The 15,791-nt window shown below is 72.6% G+C and carries 14 protein-coding genes; 6 read left to right on the top strand and 8 right to left on the bottom strand.

Going from position 1 to position 15,791, the window contains the following annotated elements:
- Nucleotides 1-10 precede the first annotated feature (10 nt).
- The 5 genes from UIS43_RS00900 to UIS43_RS00880 form a co-directional block, all read right to left on the bottom strand.
- On the bottom strand, nucleotides 11-2,743 hold the full coding sequence (locus UIS43_RS00900) for a hypothetical protein (protein ID WP_370012184.1): 2,733 nt from the start codon (nucleotides 2,741-2,743) through the stop codon (nucleotides 11-13).
- Nucleotides 2,744-3,140: 397 nt separating this feature from the next.
- A complete protein-coding gene (locus UIS43_RS00895) occupies nucleotides 3,141-4,118 on the bottom strand; it encodes an aldo/keto reductase (protein WP_013152475.1) in 978 nt (325 codons plus the stop codon).
- A complete protein-coding gene (locus UIS43_RS00890) occupies nucleotides 4,118-4,516 on the bottom strand; it encodes a MerR family transcriptional regulator (protein ID WP_013152474.1) in 399 nt (132 codons plus the stop codon). Before UIS43_RS00890 ends, UIS43_RS00895 begins: the two co-directional genes overlap by 1 nt.
- A 60-nt stretch (nucleotides 4,517-4,576) precedes the next feature.
- On the bottom strand, nucleotides 4,577-5,254 hold the full coding sequence (locus UIS43_RS00885) for a TetR/AcrR family transcriptional regulator (protein ID WP_013152473.1): 678 nt from the start codon (nucleotides 5,252-5,254) through the stop codon (nucleotides 4,577-4,579).
- Nucleotides 5,255-5,288: 34 nt separating this feature from the next.
- Complete coding sequence (locus UIS43_RS00880; protein ID WP_358171062.1) at nucleotides 5,289-6,068, bottom strand: hypothetical protein; 780 nt, start codon at nucleotides 6,066-6,068, stop codon at nucleotides 5,289-5,291.
- 342 nt (nucleotides 6,069-6,410) lie between these two features.
- Between UIS43_RS00880 and UIS43_RS00875 the strand changes: the two genes are divergently transcribed.
- Nucleotides 6,411-7,640 (top strand): acyl-CoA dehydrogenase family protein, encoded by a 1,230-nt coding sequence (locus UIS43_RS00875; RefSeq protein ID WP_071621818.1) that lies wholly within the window; start codon nucleotides 6,411-6,413, stop codon nucleotides 7,638-7,640.
- Nucleotides 7,641-7,735: 95 nt separating this feature from the next.
- Here the strand turns inward: UIS43_RS00875 and UIS43_RS00870 are convergent, their stop codons facing one another.
- Complete coding sequence (locus UIS43_RS00870; protein ID WP_071621817.1) at nucleotides 7,736-9,175, bottom strand: helix-turn-helix domain-containing protein; 1,440 nt, start codon at nucleotides 9,173-9,175, stop codon at nucleotides 7,736-7,738.
- A gap of 215 nt (nucleotides 9,176-9,390) precedes the next feature.
- Between UIS43_RS00870 and aceA the strand changes: the two genes are divergently transcribed.
- Nucleotides 9,391-10,689: an isocitrate lyase gene (gene aceA, locus UIS43_RS00865; protein WP_013152468.1), complete on the top strand. Its 1,299-nt coding sequence runs from the start codon at nucleotides 9,391-9,393 to the stop codon at nucleotides 10,687-10,689.
- A gap of 349 nt (nucleotides 10,690-11,038) precedes the next feature.
- Here the strand turns inward: aceA and UIS43_RS00860 are convergent, their stop codons facing one another.
- A complete protein-coding gene (locus tag UIS43_RS00860; RefSeq protein ID WP_041552510.1) occupies nucleotides 11,039-12,190 on the bottom strand; it encodes an RNA-guided endonuclease TnpB family protein in 1,152 nt (383 codons plus the stop codon).
- A 23-nt stretch (nucleotides 12,191-12,213) separates the two neighbouring features.
- On the opposite strand from UIS43_RS00860, the gene tnpA reads away from it, so the two are divergent.
- From tnpA to UIS43_RS00840, 4 genes are all read left to right on the top strand, one after another.
- Nucleotides 12,214-12,642 carry an IS200/IS605 family transposase gene (gene tnpA / locus UIS43_RS00855; RefSeq protein WP_013152466.1) on the top strand — a complete coding sequence of 143 codons (429 nt, stop codon included), beginning with the start codon at nucleotides 12,214-12,216 and terminating at the stop codon, nucleotides 12,640-12,642.
- A 65-nt stretch (nucleotides 12,643-12,707) separates the two neighbouring features.
- Nucleotides 12,708-12,941, top strand: a complete 234-nt coding sequence (locus UIS43_RS00850) for a DNA primase (protein WP_370012181.1) — start codon at nucleotides 12,708-12,710, stop codon at nucleotides 12,939-12,941.
- A gap of 329 nt (nucleotides 12,942-13,270) precedes the next feature.
- The gene (locus UIS43_RS00845) at nucleotides 13,271-13,540 is read left to right on the top strand and encodes a hypothetical protein (protein ID WP_013152464.1); all 270 of its coding nucleotides are present in this window, start codon (nucleotides 13,271-13,273) and stop codon (nucleotides 13,538-13,540) included.
- Between the two features lie 123 nt (nucleotides 13,541-13,663).
- Nucleotides 13,664-14,485, top strand: coding sequence for a CPBP family intramembrane glutamic endopeptidase (locus UIS43_RS00840; RefSeq protein WP_013152463.1), 822 nt, complete (start codon nucleotides 13,664-13,666; stop codon nucleotides 14,483-14,485).
- Here UIS43_RS00840 and UIS43_RS00835 read toward each other — a convergent pair.
- Nucleotides 14,454-15,740, bottom strand: coding sequence for a CynX/NimT family MFS transporter (locus UIS43_RS00835; protein WP_370012179.1), 1,287 nt, complete (start codon nucleotides 15,738-15,740; stop codon nucleotides 14,454-14,456). The genes UIS43_RS00840 and UIS43_RS00835 overlap by 32 nt on opposite strands.
- Nucleotides 15,741-15,791: the final 51 nt, after the last annotated feature.

Raw genomic sequence — 15,791 nt, 5'->3', positions numbered from 1 at the left:
GTGCCGCCGGTCAGAGGGGCCACCAGGAGGCGCCGGTGATCGCGGCGCCCAGCAGCCCGAACAGGTCCAGGGCGCCCAGGCCGAACCGGGCTCCCGCCTCCAGGCCGGTGGCCAGGAAGGCCGCCAGGAGGATCAGGGCCAAGGCGCGGGAGGGCCAGCGGCGGGGGCGGGGCGCCTCGGGGGCGTCCTCCTCCTCGTCCGCCCGGTCCAGCCAGGGCCGGTCCAGGCGGGCGACCTCGCGGCGCAGGTCCTGGACCTCCGCGTGGTAGTAATCGCGCTCCTCGCGGACGCGCTGGAGTTCGGCGCGTTCGGCCCGGACGGCGGCGCGGGCGTCGACGATGTCGATGCGGGCGCCCTCGGGTCCGTGCCGGGAGTGCCAGCGCTCCAGCCGGGCCAGGGGGAGGTCGGCGTACTGGGTGGGCCAGTTGTCCTCGGGGACCTCGTCGTCGGGGAAGTGTTCCAGGTCGGGTTCGGTCTCGGCCGCGTAGTCCAGCGGCGCCGACTGCGGGGGGTCGGTCTCCTGGTCGGGGACCACGGGCAGGGGCGGCGCGTCGGCGGGTGCGCGGTCCTCGGGGCCGTCCGTGAGGCCGGGCCCCGGGGCCGGGTCGGGATCCGCGGTCCCGCGGTCCGGCGACGGCCCCCGTGTTCTGGGGGAGGCGGCGATGGTCCACTCGTCCGTGGGAGCGGGGGGCTGGTGGAGGGATTCGGGGGGCGGTGCGGACTCGCGGGCCAGGCTTACCGTCCCGCCCGTTCCGAAGGTGTCCTGGGCCGGGGCCGGTGACGGCTCCGCGGTCTCCTCGCGCAGGGCTCCGGTCCGTGGGTCGGACGCGTCCGAGAACGCCTTGTCCGGGGATCCGGGCGCGGATCCAGCCCCGCCTTCCTGCGCTCCGCGGGCGGGCGCGGCCTCGTCCCCTGGCGGTCCGCCCCGGATCGCGGACTCGTCCGGTTCCGGAACGGCGCGTCTGCCGCGGCCGAGGAACCGGAGGGTCTCCCGGCCGCTCCGGAGGGTCCGCGATCCGCCCTCCCGGGACGTTTGCTCCTCCGGTCCGTCCGGCATCGGCGCACCGGCGGACCACGACCCGCTCCGCTCCGCCTCCTCGGCCCCGGATGCGGGCTCACGGGGCTCGAAGGCCCGGTCGGAGACCGGTTCGCCGCCGGTGTCCGGGACCAGACGCGGCCTGCGGTGGGGTTCGGGCGCCCCGAAGACGCCGGACCGCGCGGAGACGCCCTCCGGGGCCGCGGCCGCCTGCCCCCGGGCGGGTGCGATGCGCGGGTGCGGGCGCGGCGGGGCGTCGCCGGGGCCGTCGGTCCCCGGTTCCTCGGACAGGCGTTCGGACGCGGGTTCGGGCCAGAGCGCCTCGTTGTCCCCGTCCGTCTCACCGCCCCCGCGCTTCCCGCTCTGTCCGTGGGCCTCCTTGTCCCTGTGCGGCTCACCGCCCTCGCGCGTCCCGTGCTCCCGGTGGGCCTCGTCGCCTCCGCGGGTTCCCTCGGCCCCGTGCGCGGCGGGGTCCGCTCGGTCGTCCCCGCGCCGTCCGGTGACCGCCCCGGCGGAGGAGGGCTCCACGTCCTCCTCGGTGATCCCCTTCAGGGAGCGCTGGCCGCCGGGTACACCCGGAACCGCGTCCGTCTCCAGGCCGGGGCGGCCCACCGGGACGCGGGATACGGGGAGCGGCCACGGACCGGTCTCCTCCTCCCCCGGGGCCTCGACCTCGGGCAGGTCGGGCAGGGGCGCACCGCCGTACACGGCGTCCCCGTCCGGCAGCCGTTCGGGGACGGGGACGTCGTCGAACCGCCGGGGCCGCGGGTCGAGCCAGTCGCGCAGCAGCGCGCGCCGGTCGGCGAAGGTCGGGGCCTCGGCGACGCCGCGTTCGGCCAGGTGGCGGGCGAGCGCGTCCCCGCCCTCCTCCCGCAGGACCGACACGAGACCCTCCGCGACCGCGCGGTAGTCGGGGGCCGGGGGACGCAGGAAGGGCCCGGGCGCGTCGGCGACCGGCGGGCCGAAGGCCAGGTGCTGGCCGTCCGGGGTGCCCAGCACCGGGTCGTAGGTGGAGAACGACCAGCTCCACCCGGCCGCGGGGATGGCGCGGGGCGGGGTGAGCACGTCGTGCAGCATCCGGTGCATGCCCCACAGGAAGCGCAGCTGCACCGCCTGCCACAGGTCGGCCCGCTCGGGAGCCAGGGCGATGTGGATCGGTGCTTCGGGCCGGTACAGGGCGGCGGCCACCGCGCCCACCAGGAGGGGTTCGTCCCCGACGGTGGTCTCGGCGGCGCGCCGGTCCCGGGTGCGCACGGCCCCGGGTGCGGCGGTGCGCTCCCAGGGCTCGGGCGTGGGCAGGGTGTCCATGGTCGCCCAGCCCGGCTCCGGCGGGCGGCGCGGGGCCGGGCGGGTGTGGGGGTTCTCGTGCAGGGAGAGCAGCCGCGGCAGGGTCAGGCCGTGCGCGGGCCCCACGATCGCCCAGGCGTGCGCGGACCGGGCGTCGCCGGGCCAGCGGTAGACCAGCGCGGCCTGCCCGTCGGGGTAGGCGCGCGCCCAGAGGGTCTCGGGGTACTCCCCCGGGTCGGTGTCGGGCAGCGCGGAGCGGTAGTCGGCGGTGAGCGCGGGGACGAGGCGGTCGCGCCAGGAGCGCAGGACGGGCTGCTCGGCCTCGGGGAGGGAGGAGGCGGCCGGTCCGGGTCCGAACCGGCCGAGGAGGGTGGGTTCGGCCCAGGCGAAGTGGATCTGGTGGTACGTGCTGTCGGGCAAGTCGCCCCTCCCACGGGTTCGCGGACCGAGGCGGCGCGGCCGCTCCGCCGCCACTAGGGAAGGTATCCGGTCAAAGGATGGCGAAAACCGCGCATGAATACTTATGAGGTGTTACACGTGGTTTGTCTGGGATTGGTGACCGGCCCCGGCCATGCCCGTCCTTCCGGGCAGGCGACAGACGGCAGCCAGCAGGCGGGGCCGGGTCGTCCACAGGGTGAGGGGCTGGCTGGCGCCGCCCGGCGGAGACGGCCTGACCTTGATCCGGGGGCGCTGCGCCTCGCCTGTGGGCACCGTGTGTGCCCCCGGTTCCAGTGTGACCGGCCGCCCTCCCGCCCGCCGGGTCGGGCCCTCACCCTGCGGACGACGCGGCGGCCCGGCCCTCTCCGTCGGCCACCGGCTACCCCGCCTCGGCCATGCGCCTCCACTGCTCGTCGCTGAGCACCAGGTCGGTGGCCTCGATCGCCTCGTCCAGCTGTTCCAGGGAGCTCACCCCCACCAGCGGCACCACCTTCGGGTCACTGCCCATGAGCCAGGCGAGCACGACCTGGTTGCGGGTGGCTCCGGTCTCGCGGGCGACCTCGTCCAGGACGGCCAGGCGGGCGGGGGTCCCCGGGTGGTCGTAGGCCCGGTCCAGCTCGGCGGCCTTCTCCGGACGGGTGTAGGCGCCCCACAGCAGCGAGGTGTAGGCGACCAGCGTGTACTCGCGGCCCTCTGCGGCCTCGGCGCGGACGAAGTCCAGGAGTTCGGGCGTGGCGTGCATGTGGCCCGCGGACCGCAGCGGCAGGTCGAGGCGGGGCTGGAGGTAGCTGTACCGGTACTGGAGCACGCGGGGGCGCGGCCACCCCCGGGCCTCGGTGACGGCGCGGGCCCTCTCCAGCTTCCAGGCGCGGTGGTTGCTCAGCCCCAGGTGGGAGACGGCGCCCTCGCCGACCAGGGCGGCGAAGGCCTCCAGGGTCTCCGGGAGCGGGGTTCTGGGGTCCTCGTTGTGGGCGTAGAGCACGTCCAGGCGGTCCATGCCCAGGCGCTCGCGGCTGCGCTCGGCGGCCGTCGCCACGGCCCGCGCCGACAGCCCCTCCTTGGTCTCCGCGCCGGTGCCGGGCACGGTGGGCTGCGCGCCGAGCTTGGTGGCGATGACCACCTCGTCGGTGACGCCGCGCTCGCGCCGCCAGCGGCCCAGGAAGGTCTCGCTCTCGTGCCCCTCGAAGCCCTCCACCCAGTACTGGTAGCAGTCCGCGGTGTCCACGAAGGTGCCCCCGGCCGCCACGAAGCGGTCGAGCAGCGCGGCGGAGGTGGCGTCGTCGGTCTCGCTGCCGAACTTCATCGCGCCCAGGCACAGGGCGCTGACGCGGCGGTCGCCGATGGTGGTGTAGCGCATCAGGAGGTCTCCTTGAGGGGTTCGGGGGCGCGGGCGGCGAGCACGCCGCGGTAGTAGTCGATCTTGTGCTGGATCACCGTCTGGCACCGGCGCATCTCCTCCATGCGCTCGTCCAGCCGCTCCTGGTGGCCCTGGAGCAGGTCCAGGCGGTCGGGAACGGTGTGCTCGCCCTCGCGGATGAGCTCGGCGAACTCGCGCAGCCGGACGATGGGCATGTCGGTCTCGCGCAGGCACCGGATCATGTCGAGCAGTTCGACGTCGTCGGCCCGGTAGCGGCGGTGCCCGCTGGGAGAGCGCTCGACCCGGCGCAGCAGCCCCGCCTTCTCGTAGTAGCGCAGGGTGTCCAGGGTGAGGTCGAAGCGCTGCGCGACCTGGCCCGGCGTGTAGTAGTCCCTCATGAACAGAAAGCATGGGACCTGGAGCGCACTCCAGGTCAAGGGAGGGAACGAAAAAACCGTCTAGGTCTCGCCGGCGCGGATGGCGCCGACCACCGCGGCGGTGAGGTCGTCGATGATCTCCTCCTCGCCGACCTCGGGGTGCTCCAGCCACCACTCCCCCGCCGCCTGCACCATGCCCACGACGGCGTGCGCGACGATCTGGGAGCGCGGGCGGTCGCCGACGCGCCGTTCGGCGACGAGCTGGTCGGCGAGCTCCTCGCCCAGGCGGCGGACCATCATGCCCAGGTCGCCGCGGGTCCGGGAGTCCTCGGAGGTGGCCCGGTCCATCAGGAACCGGTAGAGGTTGAGGTTCTGGGAGATCATCGACAGGTAGGCGCCGACCGTGGCGCGGGCCCGGACCTCGAACTCGGTGTGCTGGTGCAGCTCCTCGCGGATGCGCTCGATGAGCGGGTCCACGTGGCGCCGGGCGAGTGCCCGGTACAGGCCGCCCTTGTCACCGAAGTGCCGGTACAGGATCGGTTTGCTGATCCCGGCCTCGGCCGCGATGACCACCATCGACGCGTCCGGGCCGTCGCGCTGGATCACCCGGTCGGCCGCGTCCAGGATGGCGCGGCGCCGCTCGGGGTCGCGTCCGCGCGCGCCCCGCCCTCCGCGCGGGGCCGAGGCCTGCGGCGCGGGCGCGCCGGAGGCGTCACTGCTGTCGGTCAGCGCGGCCGGCCGCGCGCGTTCGAGTGCCACAAGGGTTCACCGTAGCGGCTCGCGGAGCCCCGGATCAGGCCCGGAGCGCGATCCAGGTGGCCCTCGCCAGGGCCAGGAGGCGGCCCTCGCCGTCGTGGAGGGCGCTGGCGGTGGTGATCTTGCGGCCGTCGACCGCCTCCAGGTACCCCATCACCACGTGGGCCTCACCGATCCTGGGCAGCTCGTCCACGCGGACGGTGATGCGGCCCAGGAGGGCGGGGCGGCCGGAGATGGCGCTGGACCAGCCGCCGGGGCAGTCCAGTGCGGCCCACACCTGGGCGGGGCCGACCGCGTCGGAGCCCTCGTCCAGGGACGGGTGCGGGGTCCAGGCGCAGGCGACGGTGTTGCCGACCCCGTCGGGGCCGGTGCCCGGGCGCACGGAACCGGCGAACAGGCGCAGGCCCTCGCCCTCGGCGCGTTCGGGGCCGCAGCTGTAGCAGCGCGGGAAGGGGTGGTCGGTCAGGCCCGCGTAGCGCTCCTCGGCCTCGCGGGCCTCGGGCACGGTGACGGGGCCGCCGGGAATGGCGGAGTCACGGGGGAGGTCGGCGGTCACCGCCTCGGCCACCAGGCGGGCGTCCTCCCCGGCGCCGGGGTCGGTCAGGTGCAGGGCGCCCTCGGGGCCGCTCTCCACCGTCAGCGGGCGGCCCAGGGGCGGCGGGGTGCGCAGGGTGACCCGCACGGCCGGTCCGCCGACGGAGGTGAGCCGCGCGGCGAGCAGTCCGGCGGTGTAGCCGCCGTTGCCCGAACCGTCGGGGCCGTTGTATCCGATGGGGATGGTGAGGGTGGGGGCGCCGTTGCCCGCGGTGGCGTTCATGCGAGCCAGATTAGAGGTCGGATGTCCGGACCGGCCAGGCGTCCCGGTCCGCCCCCGCCACCCCTCCCGGTCGGCGTGTGCCGTGGAGGTGGGGATCGGCGGTCCGCCTCCCGCCTCGGCCCCGGCCTCCGGGACGCTCGACCGCCCGGTCACGCTCCGGAGCGCACCGCAGGGCACCCGGGCCGGAAGGGACGCTCCGCCACCGAACGCCGTCAGGGCCCAAAGGAGCCCGGGGCGCCCCACGCTCGGGCACGGCGTTGTGGCAGGCGAAGTCAACTGTTACCGTTGGTAACACATACTGACCCCCTCCCCCGGAGGGCCCCCGACAAAGGATGTGAGCGCATGAGTGAGGCCACCGCGCCCGGCTTCAGCCTGGAACTGAGCGAGGACGTCCGCGAGGTCCGGGACTGGACCCACGGGTTCGCCGCCGACGTCATCCGCCCCGCCGCCGCCGAGTGGGACGAACGGGAGGAGACCCCCTGGCCGATCATCCAGGAGGCCGCCAAGATCGGCCTGTACTCCCTCGACTTCTTCGCCAACCAGTGGCTGGAGCCCAGCGGCGTCGGCATCCCCGTGGCCTTCGAGGAGCTGTACTGGGGCGACCCGGGCATCGCCCTGGCCATCACCGGCACCGGCCTGGCCGCGGTGTCCGTCGCCGCCAACGGCACCCAGGAACAGCTCTTCGAGTGGACGCCGCAGATGTTCGGCACCCCCGACGACATCCGGCTCGCCGCGTTCTGCTCCTCCGAGCCCGACGCGGGCAGCGACGTCTCGGCCATCCGGACCCGCGCCGTCTACGACCAGGTCAAGGACGAGTGGGTGCTCAACGGCACCAAGACCTGGGCGACCAACGGCGGTATCGCCGACATCCACGTCGTGGTCGCCTCGGTGGAGCCCGAGCTCGGCTCGCGCGGGCAGGCCACGTTCATCGTGCCGCCCAACACGCCCGGGCTCAGCCAGGGGCAGAAGTTCGCCAAGCACGGCATCCGCGCCTCGCACACCGCCGAGGTGGTCCTGGACGACGTGCGCGTGCCCGGCTCGTGCCTGCTGGGCGGCAAGGACAAGCTCGACGAGCGCCTGGCCCGCGCCCGCGAGGGCAGGGGGTCCAAGGGCCAGGCCGCCATGAAGACCTTCGAGGCCTCCCGCCCGACGGTCGGCGCGATGGCGGTGGGCTGCGCCCGCGCCGCCTACGAGTACGCCCGCGACTACTCCACCCAGCGCGAGCAGTTCGGCCGTCCGATCGGCGAGAACCAGGGCGTGGCCTTCACCCTGGCCGAGATGGCCACCCGCATCGACGCGGCCCGCCTGCTGGTGTGGCGCGCGGCGTGGATGGCGCGCAACGACAAGGACTTCGACAGCGCGCAGGGCTCGATGAGCAAGCTCTACGCCAGCGAGACCGCCACGTTCGTCACCCAGAACGCGGTGCGCATCCTCGGTGGCAACGGGTACACGCGTGATTACCCTGTGGAGCGTTGGCACCGCGACGCCACGATCTTCACCATCTTCGAGGGGGCCAGCGAGATCCAGAAGCTCATCATCGGCCGCGCCGTCACGGGCCTGCCGGTGCGCTGAGGCCCCGGCGGTCCGCCGCGCGGCGGCACGCGCGGAAAAAAGGGGGGTCGGCGCGCGCCGACCCCCCTCTCCGCGTCCCCCGCCGGGCCCGTCGCTCAGTCGGCGCTGTGCTTCTCCAGGAAGGTGTAGACGTCGTGCTCGTCCACGCCAGGGAAGGTCCCCGAGGGCAGCGCCGAGAGCACGTGGGAGTGCGCGCGGGCCGACGGCCACACGTTGCCCTCCCAGCGCGCGGCCAGGTCCGCGGGCGGGTGCACGCAGCACTCGCCGCTGGGGCAGTTGGACTTGGTGCGGTTGGTGGTCTCGCGACCGCGGAACCAGCGCGACTCCTTGTAGGGCACGCCCAGGGTGATGGCGAAGTTGCGCTCGCGGCTGGGGTCCACGTGCGCCACGCACCAGTGGGTGCCGTTGGGCTTGTCCGTGTACTGGTAGTAGATCGAGTAGCGGTCCGGCGAGGCGAAGACCTGGCGCCCTGACCACTGGCGGCACATGCGCTGGCCCTCGATGGCCCCGGTGTCGTCGGTGGGGAAGACGAGGCCGTCGTTCTCGTAGGCCTTGTAGATGATGCCGGTCTCGTCGTTGCGGATGAAGTGGCAGACCAGGTCCAGGTGGCGGTGGGCCAGGTTGGTGAACCGGTGCGCGGCCATCTCGTAGGAGACCGAGTACACGTCGCGCAGGTCCTCCACCGACAGGTCGCGGGCCTGCTTGGCCTCCTGGAGGTAGCGCACGGCGGTGGACTCGGGGATGAGGACCGCGGCGGCGAAGTAGTTGGCCTCCACCCGCTGGCGCAGGAAGTCGCCGAAGTCGCGCGGCCTGCCGTGGCCCAGCACGACGTGGCCCAGGGTCTGGAGCAGGATCGTGCGCGGGCTGTGCATGCCCAGCGTGGTCTCGCGCTTGAGGTAGATGCGCCGGTTGACGTGGTCGGTGAGGGAGCGCACCGAGCGGGGCAGGTCCTGCACGTACTTGAGGGAGAACCCGTGGTGGGTGGCGATGGCGAGGATCTGCCCCTGTGACAGGGCCCCCGCGGTGTAGTTGACGGCGTCGAGGGTCTGGGCCGCCGCCTTCTCGATGTGCTCGAAGTAGTTGCCGCGCTCGCGCATCTGGCGGCGCAGGTCGGCGTTGGCCCGGCGGGCCTCCTCGGGGGTGGCCGTCGGCTTGGCGCTGCGCCGCCGGAGCTCCCCGTACAGGCCCACGATGTGTTCGAGCACGTCGTTGGGGACCCGCTTGCCGATCCTCAGGTGCGGCAGGTTCAGGTCCTGGTAGAGCGTGTCGCGCTGGGCCTCCTCGACCGCGATCTCCAGCTGCGCGCGGCGGCTCGGGGGCTGCTTGGACAGCAGCTCCTCCACCGAGACGCCCAGTGCCGAGGCCAGGGAGGTGAGGAGGGAGAGCTTGGGCTCGCGCTTGCCGTTCTCCAGCAGGGAGAGCTGGGAGGGGGCCCGGCCGACGCGTTCGCCCAGGTCGGAGAGGGTGAGGCCGCGCGCCCGCCGTAGGTGGCGGAGCCGCTGACCAAAGGTGACGAGATCCAGGTCACCTGTCAAAGACGGTATTTCTTCAGCACCAAAGTACGCCATGGCTTCATAGTACGGAAAGAAACGTCGATCTTCGCAAGATTTCCCATGGAAAAGCCTCGGAAGTTGCCCAAGAATCTAGTTACCGGCGGGGAACTTACCGCTCAGGGCTCACCCCCTGGCTCTGACCCGGCCTTCTCGACCGGTGCGAACACTTGGGGACTACACGTAAGGCGGGATCGAACATGGGCACCAGCGCTCGACGACAGGAAGCCAGCGCCGCACTCCAGCGCGACTGGGAGACCAACCCCCGGTGGGCCGGTATCGAGCGCACCTACTCCGCCGACGACGTGGTCAAGCTCCGCGGTTCGGTCACCGAGGAGCACACCCTGGCCCGCCGCGGCGCGGAGCGCCTGTGGGACCTGCTCCGCACCGAGGACTACGTCAACACCCTCGGCGCCCTCACCGGCAACCAGGCGGTCCAGCAGGTCCGTGCCGGACTGAAGGCCATCTACCTCTCCGGCTGGCAGGTCGCGGCCGACGCCAACCTCTCGGGCAACACCTACCCCGACCAGAGCCTGTACCCGGCCAACTCGGTCCCGGCCGTGGTCCGCCGCATCAACAACGCGCTGATGCGCGCCGACCAGATCACCTGGGCCGAGGGCGACGACAGCGCGCCCGAGTGGCTCGCCCCGATCGTGGCCGACGCCGAGGCCGGGTTCGGCGGCGTCCTCAACGCCTACGAGCTGATGCGGGGCATGATCGCCTCCGGCGCGGCGGGCGTGCACTGGGAGGACCAGCTGGCCTCCGAGAAGAAGTGCGGCCACCTGGGCGGCAAGGTCCTCATCCCCACCGGGCAGCACGTCAAGACGCTCAACGCCGCCCGCCTGGCCGCGGACGTCGCCGGTGTCCCGTCCCTGGTCATCGCGCGGACCGACGCCCAGGCCGCGACCCTGATCACCAGCGACGTCGACGAGCGCGACCAGCCCTTCATCACGGGCGAGCGCACCGCCGAGGGCTTCTACCGCTTCCGCAACGGCGTCGAGGCCTGCGTGGCGCGCGGCCTGGCCTACGCCCCGCACTCGGACCTGCTGTGGATGGAGACCGCCACCCCCGACCTGGAGGTGGCCCGCGACTTCGCCGAGCGGATCAAGGCCGAGTACCCGGACCAGATGCTGGCCTACAACTGCTCGCCGTCCTTCAACTGGAAGCGCCACCTGGACGACGCGACCATCGCCAAGTTCCAGCGCGAGCTGGGCCACATGGGCTACAAGTTCCAGTTCATCACCCTGGCGGGCTTCCACTCGCTCAACTACTCGATGTTCAACCTGGCCAAGGGCTACGCCCAGAACGGGATGACCTCGTACGTCGAGCTCCAGGAGGCCGAGTTCGCGGCCGAGTCGCAGGGCTACACCGCCACCCGCCACCAGCGCGAGGTCGGCACCGGCTACTTCGACTCCATCAGCACGACCATCTCCCCCGAGGCCAGCACCACGGCTCTCACCGGCTCCACCGAGGAAGACCAGTTCTCAGCGGCTCACTGACACTGGTCTTCGTTCCCAGGAGGCCGTCCCTCCCCGCTTTCGTGGCTGGGGCGGGGCGGGCGGCCTCCGCCCCCTAGCCGTCGGCCATGCGCGCTCCGTGTCACACGCGCATGGCCGGCGGCTCGTCCTGTGCGCGGCGTCCGCCGTGTCCGTTGCCGGCCTCCCCGGGCGCGGGCCCGGCCCCCGCAGGGACGGGGGCGCCCCGACCACCCGCGCGACCAGGTCCTAGGCTGGCCGCTGCACGGGGCCGCGCCCCCGCGGCCCGCCCGCAGATCCGGAGGTCTGGCGTCAGCTTCTCGGCCTTGAAGGACCGAGCTTGCAGCTCTTCCACACACCTGGCAGGTGTGCTTCAGGCCGCGTCGTCGGCAGCGTGACTCACTGCCCAGCCCGCCACACCCCTGGAGGAGATGTTGCGGGCCGCGTTCACATCGGCGTGCCCAGCGAAACCGCACGACGTGCATCGGAAAGTGGCCTGGCTCGGCCGGTTCCTCTTGTCGACGTGGCCACACGCGCTACACCCCTGGGAGGTGTAGGCCGGGTCCACGTACACCACCGGCACTCCGACCCGTTTCGCCTTGTAGGCGATGTAAGCGCCCAGTTGAGCGAAGGACCAGGAGTGCAGCGTGACCCGCTGGGGCTTGCGTAGCCGTACCCTCTTGCGGATGCCGCCCAGGTCTTCCAGGGCGACACCCCGTGAGGTGCGTTGAGCCTCGGTCACGATCTGCTTGGCGATGCGGTGGTTGGTATCGGCCGCGAACCGCGCCTCGCGGCCCGAGAGGCGGCGCAGGACACGCTTGGCGGACTTGGTTCCCTTCTTCTGGAGACGGCGCCTGAGGTGGCGGTTGCGGTGGCGGACCTGGTTGACCTGTTTGCCCGAGTGAACGGTGCCGTCGCTGGTGGTGGCGATGTTCGCGATGCCGAGGTCCACACCCACGAAACCTTCGGGGGTGTACTCGTCGGCCTCGGGAACCTCGCAGGTGGCGTACAGGTACCAGTTGTCGCCGCGCTTGACCAGGTCGGATTCGCCCTTGCGGAACTCGGTGAGCACCTTGGCCTGGTCCGGTGAACACGCGAACGCCATGCCCTTCACCCGGCCGTGCACGGTCCAGATCGACACCGTGCGCGCGTCTATCTGCCAGGACAGGCACCGGTCGTCGAAGGGCTGCGCGGCGTCTTTTCGGAACCGAACCGGCGTGTTCTCCACCCGGGTACGCCGCTTGGACCCCTCACAGCCGTGGTTTCCGGCCTTGAGGTTGGCCTTCAGCGTGGCATAGGCCCCGGCGACCTTGCGTGCGCAGTGGATCGCCGGTTGCGCGGACAACCCCATCGCTTTGAGGTCGTCGTAGACCAGCCGCTGCAACGGTGTCTTCGCCTTCACCCCGGACTCGTGCGCACTCCGCGAGGCCCGGTTGGCCGCCTGGTTGCACAACTTCAGCGTCTCCCACAGCGTCGCCTCCTGAGCGGAGTCGGGGAGCAGCTTCACCTGCACAACGATCTTCACACCCACAGGTTACCGTCTTATCCATGTCACCAAGGTGGAAACCAGATCCCAATGTCAGGCGTGGAAGAAGCGTCGTATCCGACCTTCAAGCTCATCTTGTCTTCGTCACCAAGTACCGGCGTGGTGTCCTCACCGACCAGATGCTGAACCACTGCGAACAGGTCATGCACCAGGTGTGCGAGACCATGGGAGCTGAGTTGCGCGAGTTCAACGGCGAGGATGACCACGTCCACCTGCTCGTGCACTACCCGCCCAAACTCCCTGTCTCGACACTGGTCAACCGGCTCAAGGGCACCTCGGCGCACTACCTGCGCAAGCAGTTCCCCGACCACGTGCGACAGTTCCTGTGGGGCAACCACTTGTGGTCGCCGTCCTACTTCGCCGCCTCGTGTGGGGACGCGCCGCTGTCGGTGATCGCGGAGTACATCGACCAGCAAAAACGCCCAGACTAACCGCCCGTTCGGGTGAGGGAAGCGATTCCTCCCGGCCATGAACAGCCGGGGTTCCTCGCTAGAAGATGTTGAAGGCGTTCGAACCGCTCCTCACCGCCCTGGCCGCACTGCGCCGGGTGCTCGCCGTGGGCGCCCTGGCCACCGTCGTGGTCCTGGGCACCGCGGCCTGCGACGACCTCATGCCCAACGTGGACGTCGAACAGGGCGACGACGGAGACGACGGTGGAGATGACGGCGGGGACGGCGGAGACGGCGGCGGTGATGACGGGGACGACGACGGCGATGACGGTGACGACTGAGCCCGCGCTCCGTTGACCCGCGCCGCCGTGCGGGCTCGCCCGGACGGCGGCGCGGGTCGGCCTCCCCCTCCTCCGCGCGTTCGGGCCCCTCGGCCGGGGTCCGCACCCGCAGCCGGACAGGGCCCTCTTCCCCGCCCGTTCGGGCCCCTCCCCCCGTCCGCCGGACGGCGCGGCCCCGCCACACCGCGGCCTGTCACTCTCCGCGCTTTCCTGGCCACGGACACGGAACACGCCCTAGTGTGGGTCACGGACGGATAACACCCGGCTCGTGCCCGCCGCCCAGGCCCGGGCGGACCCCCGGCACGAGCCGCGACCCGAGGGAGTCAGCGATGAGCTTCGAGGACATCAGCAGCCGGACCCTGACCGCCCTGCGCCGGGCGCTGGCGGGCTCGGCGATCGCCGCCGTGGCCGTGTTCGGCGTCGCGGCCTGTGAGGACCCCGAGGGGGCCGACGCCCCGACCGTGGACACGCCGGGCGACGACCAGGGCGACGAGGACGACGGCGGCCAGGAGAACAACCAGGACGGCGGAGAGGACGACGACGGCGGGAACGAGGACAACGGCGGCGAGGGCGACATGGAGAACAACGACAACGGCTGACCGCCCCCCGCGCAGCGGCCGCACGCGCCGGGGCGGGCCCCCGGGCCGCGCCCCGGCGCGTCCTCGGTCCGCCCCGCTCCCCCAGGTCACCGGCCCCCGCCGACAGCGCGTACATTGCAACGCGTGACCGACAAGACCCACACCCCGGACGCCGAACTGCCCGCGGGGGCGCCGCCCGCCCCCGCCGCCCCCGTCGAGCGCGGCCTGCTGCGCTGGGAGATCCTGTGCGTGCTCGCCCTGTCGCTGGGCGCCGCCGCGGTCTCGGCGACCATCTCCTTCCTCGGCGTGCTCACCGAGCCCCAGTCACTGGCCGAGCAGACCGCCAGCCTGGTGCGCCCCCGGGCGGACCGGGAGCGCCCCTGGCTGGACCTGTCGTGGCAGCTGTTCGCGCTGGCCAACGCCCTGGTCCCGGTGCTGCTGGTGGCCTACCTCCTGCGCCGCTCGGGCGACTCCTCGGCCACGATCGGCTTCGACGTGCGCCGCCCCGGCTTCGACCTGGGCACCGGCGCCCTGCTGGCCGCGCTGATCGGCCTGAGCGGCCTCGCGCTGTACGTGGTCTCCTGGCAGCTGGGGCTGACGGTCACGATCAGGCCCAGCACCCTGGCCGGGAACTGGTGGGACGTGCCCGTCCTGGTGCTCCAGGCGGCCAAGAACGGGATCCTGGAGGAGGTGATCGTGGTCGGCTACCTGCTGCACCGGCTGGGGCAGCTGGGGTGGACGCCGTGGAAGGCGGTGCTGGCCAGCTCGGTGCTGCGCGCCTTCTACCACCTCTACCAGGGCGTCGGGATGTTCTTCGGCAACCTGGTGATGGGGCTGGTCTTCGGCTGGTTCTACCTGCGTTACGGACGCGTGATGCCCCTGGTGGTGGCGCACACGGTCATCGACGTCGTGGCCTTCGTGGGCTCGGTCTACCTCATCGGCCGTCTGGACTGGCTGCCCTCGTGAGGCCGCGGGCGGCGATGGCGTCCTCCAGGTAGCGGGGACGGCCCAGGAACAGGCCCGTGGCCAGGTTGACCACGACCAGCACCGCCAGCAGGAGCAGGGGCGCGTGCCAGCCGCCGCTGACCTCGCGCAGCAGTCCGAACAGGAAGGGCCCCGCCCCGCCCATGAGGTAGCCCAGGCTCTGGCTGACGGCCGAGAGCGCCGCCGTCCCCGCCCCGGTGCGGGTGCGCAGCGCGAAGGCGGTCAGCGCGAAGACGAAGCTGCCCATGCCGATCCCCACGAGTGTGGTCCAGGCCCACACCCCCGACAGCGGGGCGAACCACAGCCCGACCAGACCCACGAGGTAGGCGGCGGAGAAGGCCAGCACGAAGGGGCGCTGGTCGCTGGTCCGGGTCAGCAGCGTGGGCAGTACCAGGGACATGGGGATGCCCAGGACGGTGAGGTAGGACAGCGCCAGGCCCGCGGTCTGGGCGTCCATGCCCTGGTCGCGCAGCATCTGCGCGTACCAGCCGAACATGATGTAGGCGACCGAGGACTGGGTGCCGAAGTAGAGGACGGACTGCCAGCCCAGGCCGGTGCGCAGCACCTGGCCGAAGCCCAGTGCCTGGGAGGCGTCGCCGCGCGCGGGCTCGTGGCGCAGCACCAGCAGCCAGGGGACGGCGGCCACGACGCCGAAGAGGGCGTAGGCGCCCAGGGCCGCGCGCCACTCGCCGGTGGACTGCTCCAGGGGCACGGTGGCCGCGGCGGCGATGGTGGTGCCCAGCGCCAGGCCGGTGGTGTACACGGTGGTCATGAGGCCCACGCGGTCGGGGAAGTGCTCCTTGACCAGGGCGGGCAGGATGACGTTGCCGACCGCGCCGCCGGACAGGGCCACCACGCTCAGGGCCAGGAACATCCACGGCTCGGGGGCCGCGGCCCGGGCGGCGAGGCCGACGGTGAGGGCGATGAGCGCGTAGACCAGCAGGTGGTGCTCGCCCAGGCGGCGGCCCAGGACGGGGGTCAGGCCGCCGAAGAGCGCGAAGCACAGCACGGGCAGGGTGGTGAGGATCCCCGCGCCGACGGCGGTCATGCCCAGCCCGGCGGTGACCTCGCCGAGCACGGGGCCGACGCTGGTGATGGCGGTGCGCAGGTTCAGGGCCGCCAGGGCGATTCCGGCGGCGAGCAGCAGCAGTGCCGCGCGCGGTGGACGGCTCGGGGCGGTCCGGCCTGCGGCGGGGCCGCTCGTCACGGGGGTGCGGGGGGCTGGTCCGGCGCTCATGGAGGCGACTCGCAGAAATTCATAGGATGACCCGATGTACTTCATGAGGAT

It is taken from the genome of Nocardiopsis sp. LDBS0036 (genome assembly GCF_041228755.1).
In the GTDB taxonomy this organism is placed as follows: domain Bacteria; phylum Actinomycetota; class Actinomycetes; order Streptosporangiales; family Streptosporangiaceae; genus Nocardiopsis; species Nocardiopsis dassonvillei.
The sequence above is the reverse complement of the archived record's forward strand: the minus strand, read 5'-3'. Positions and strand labels throughout refer to the sequence as shown.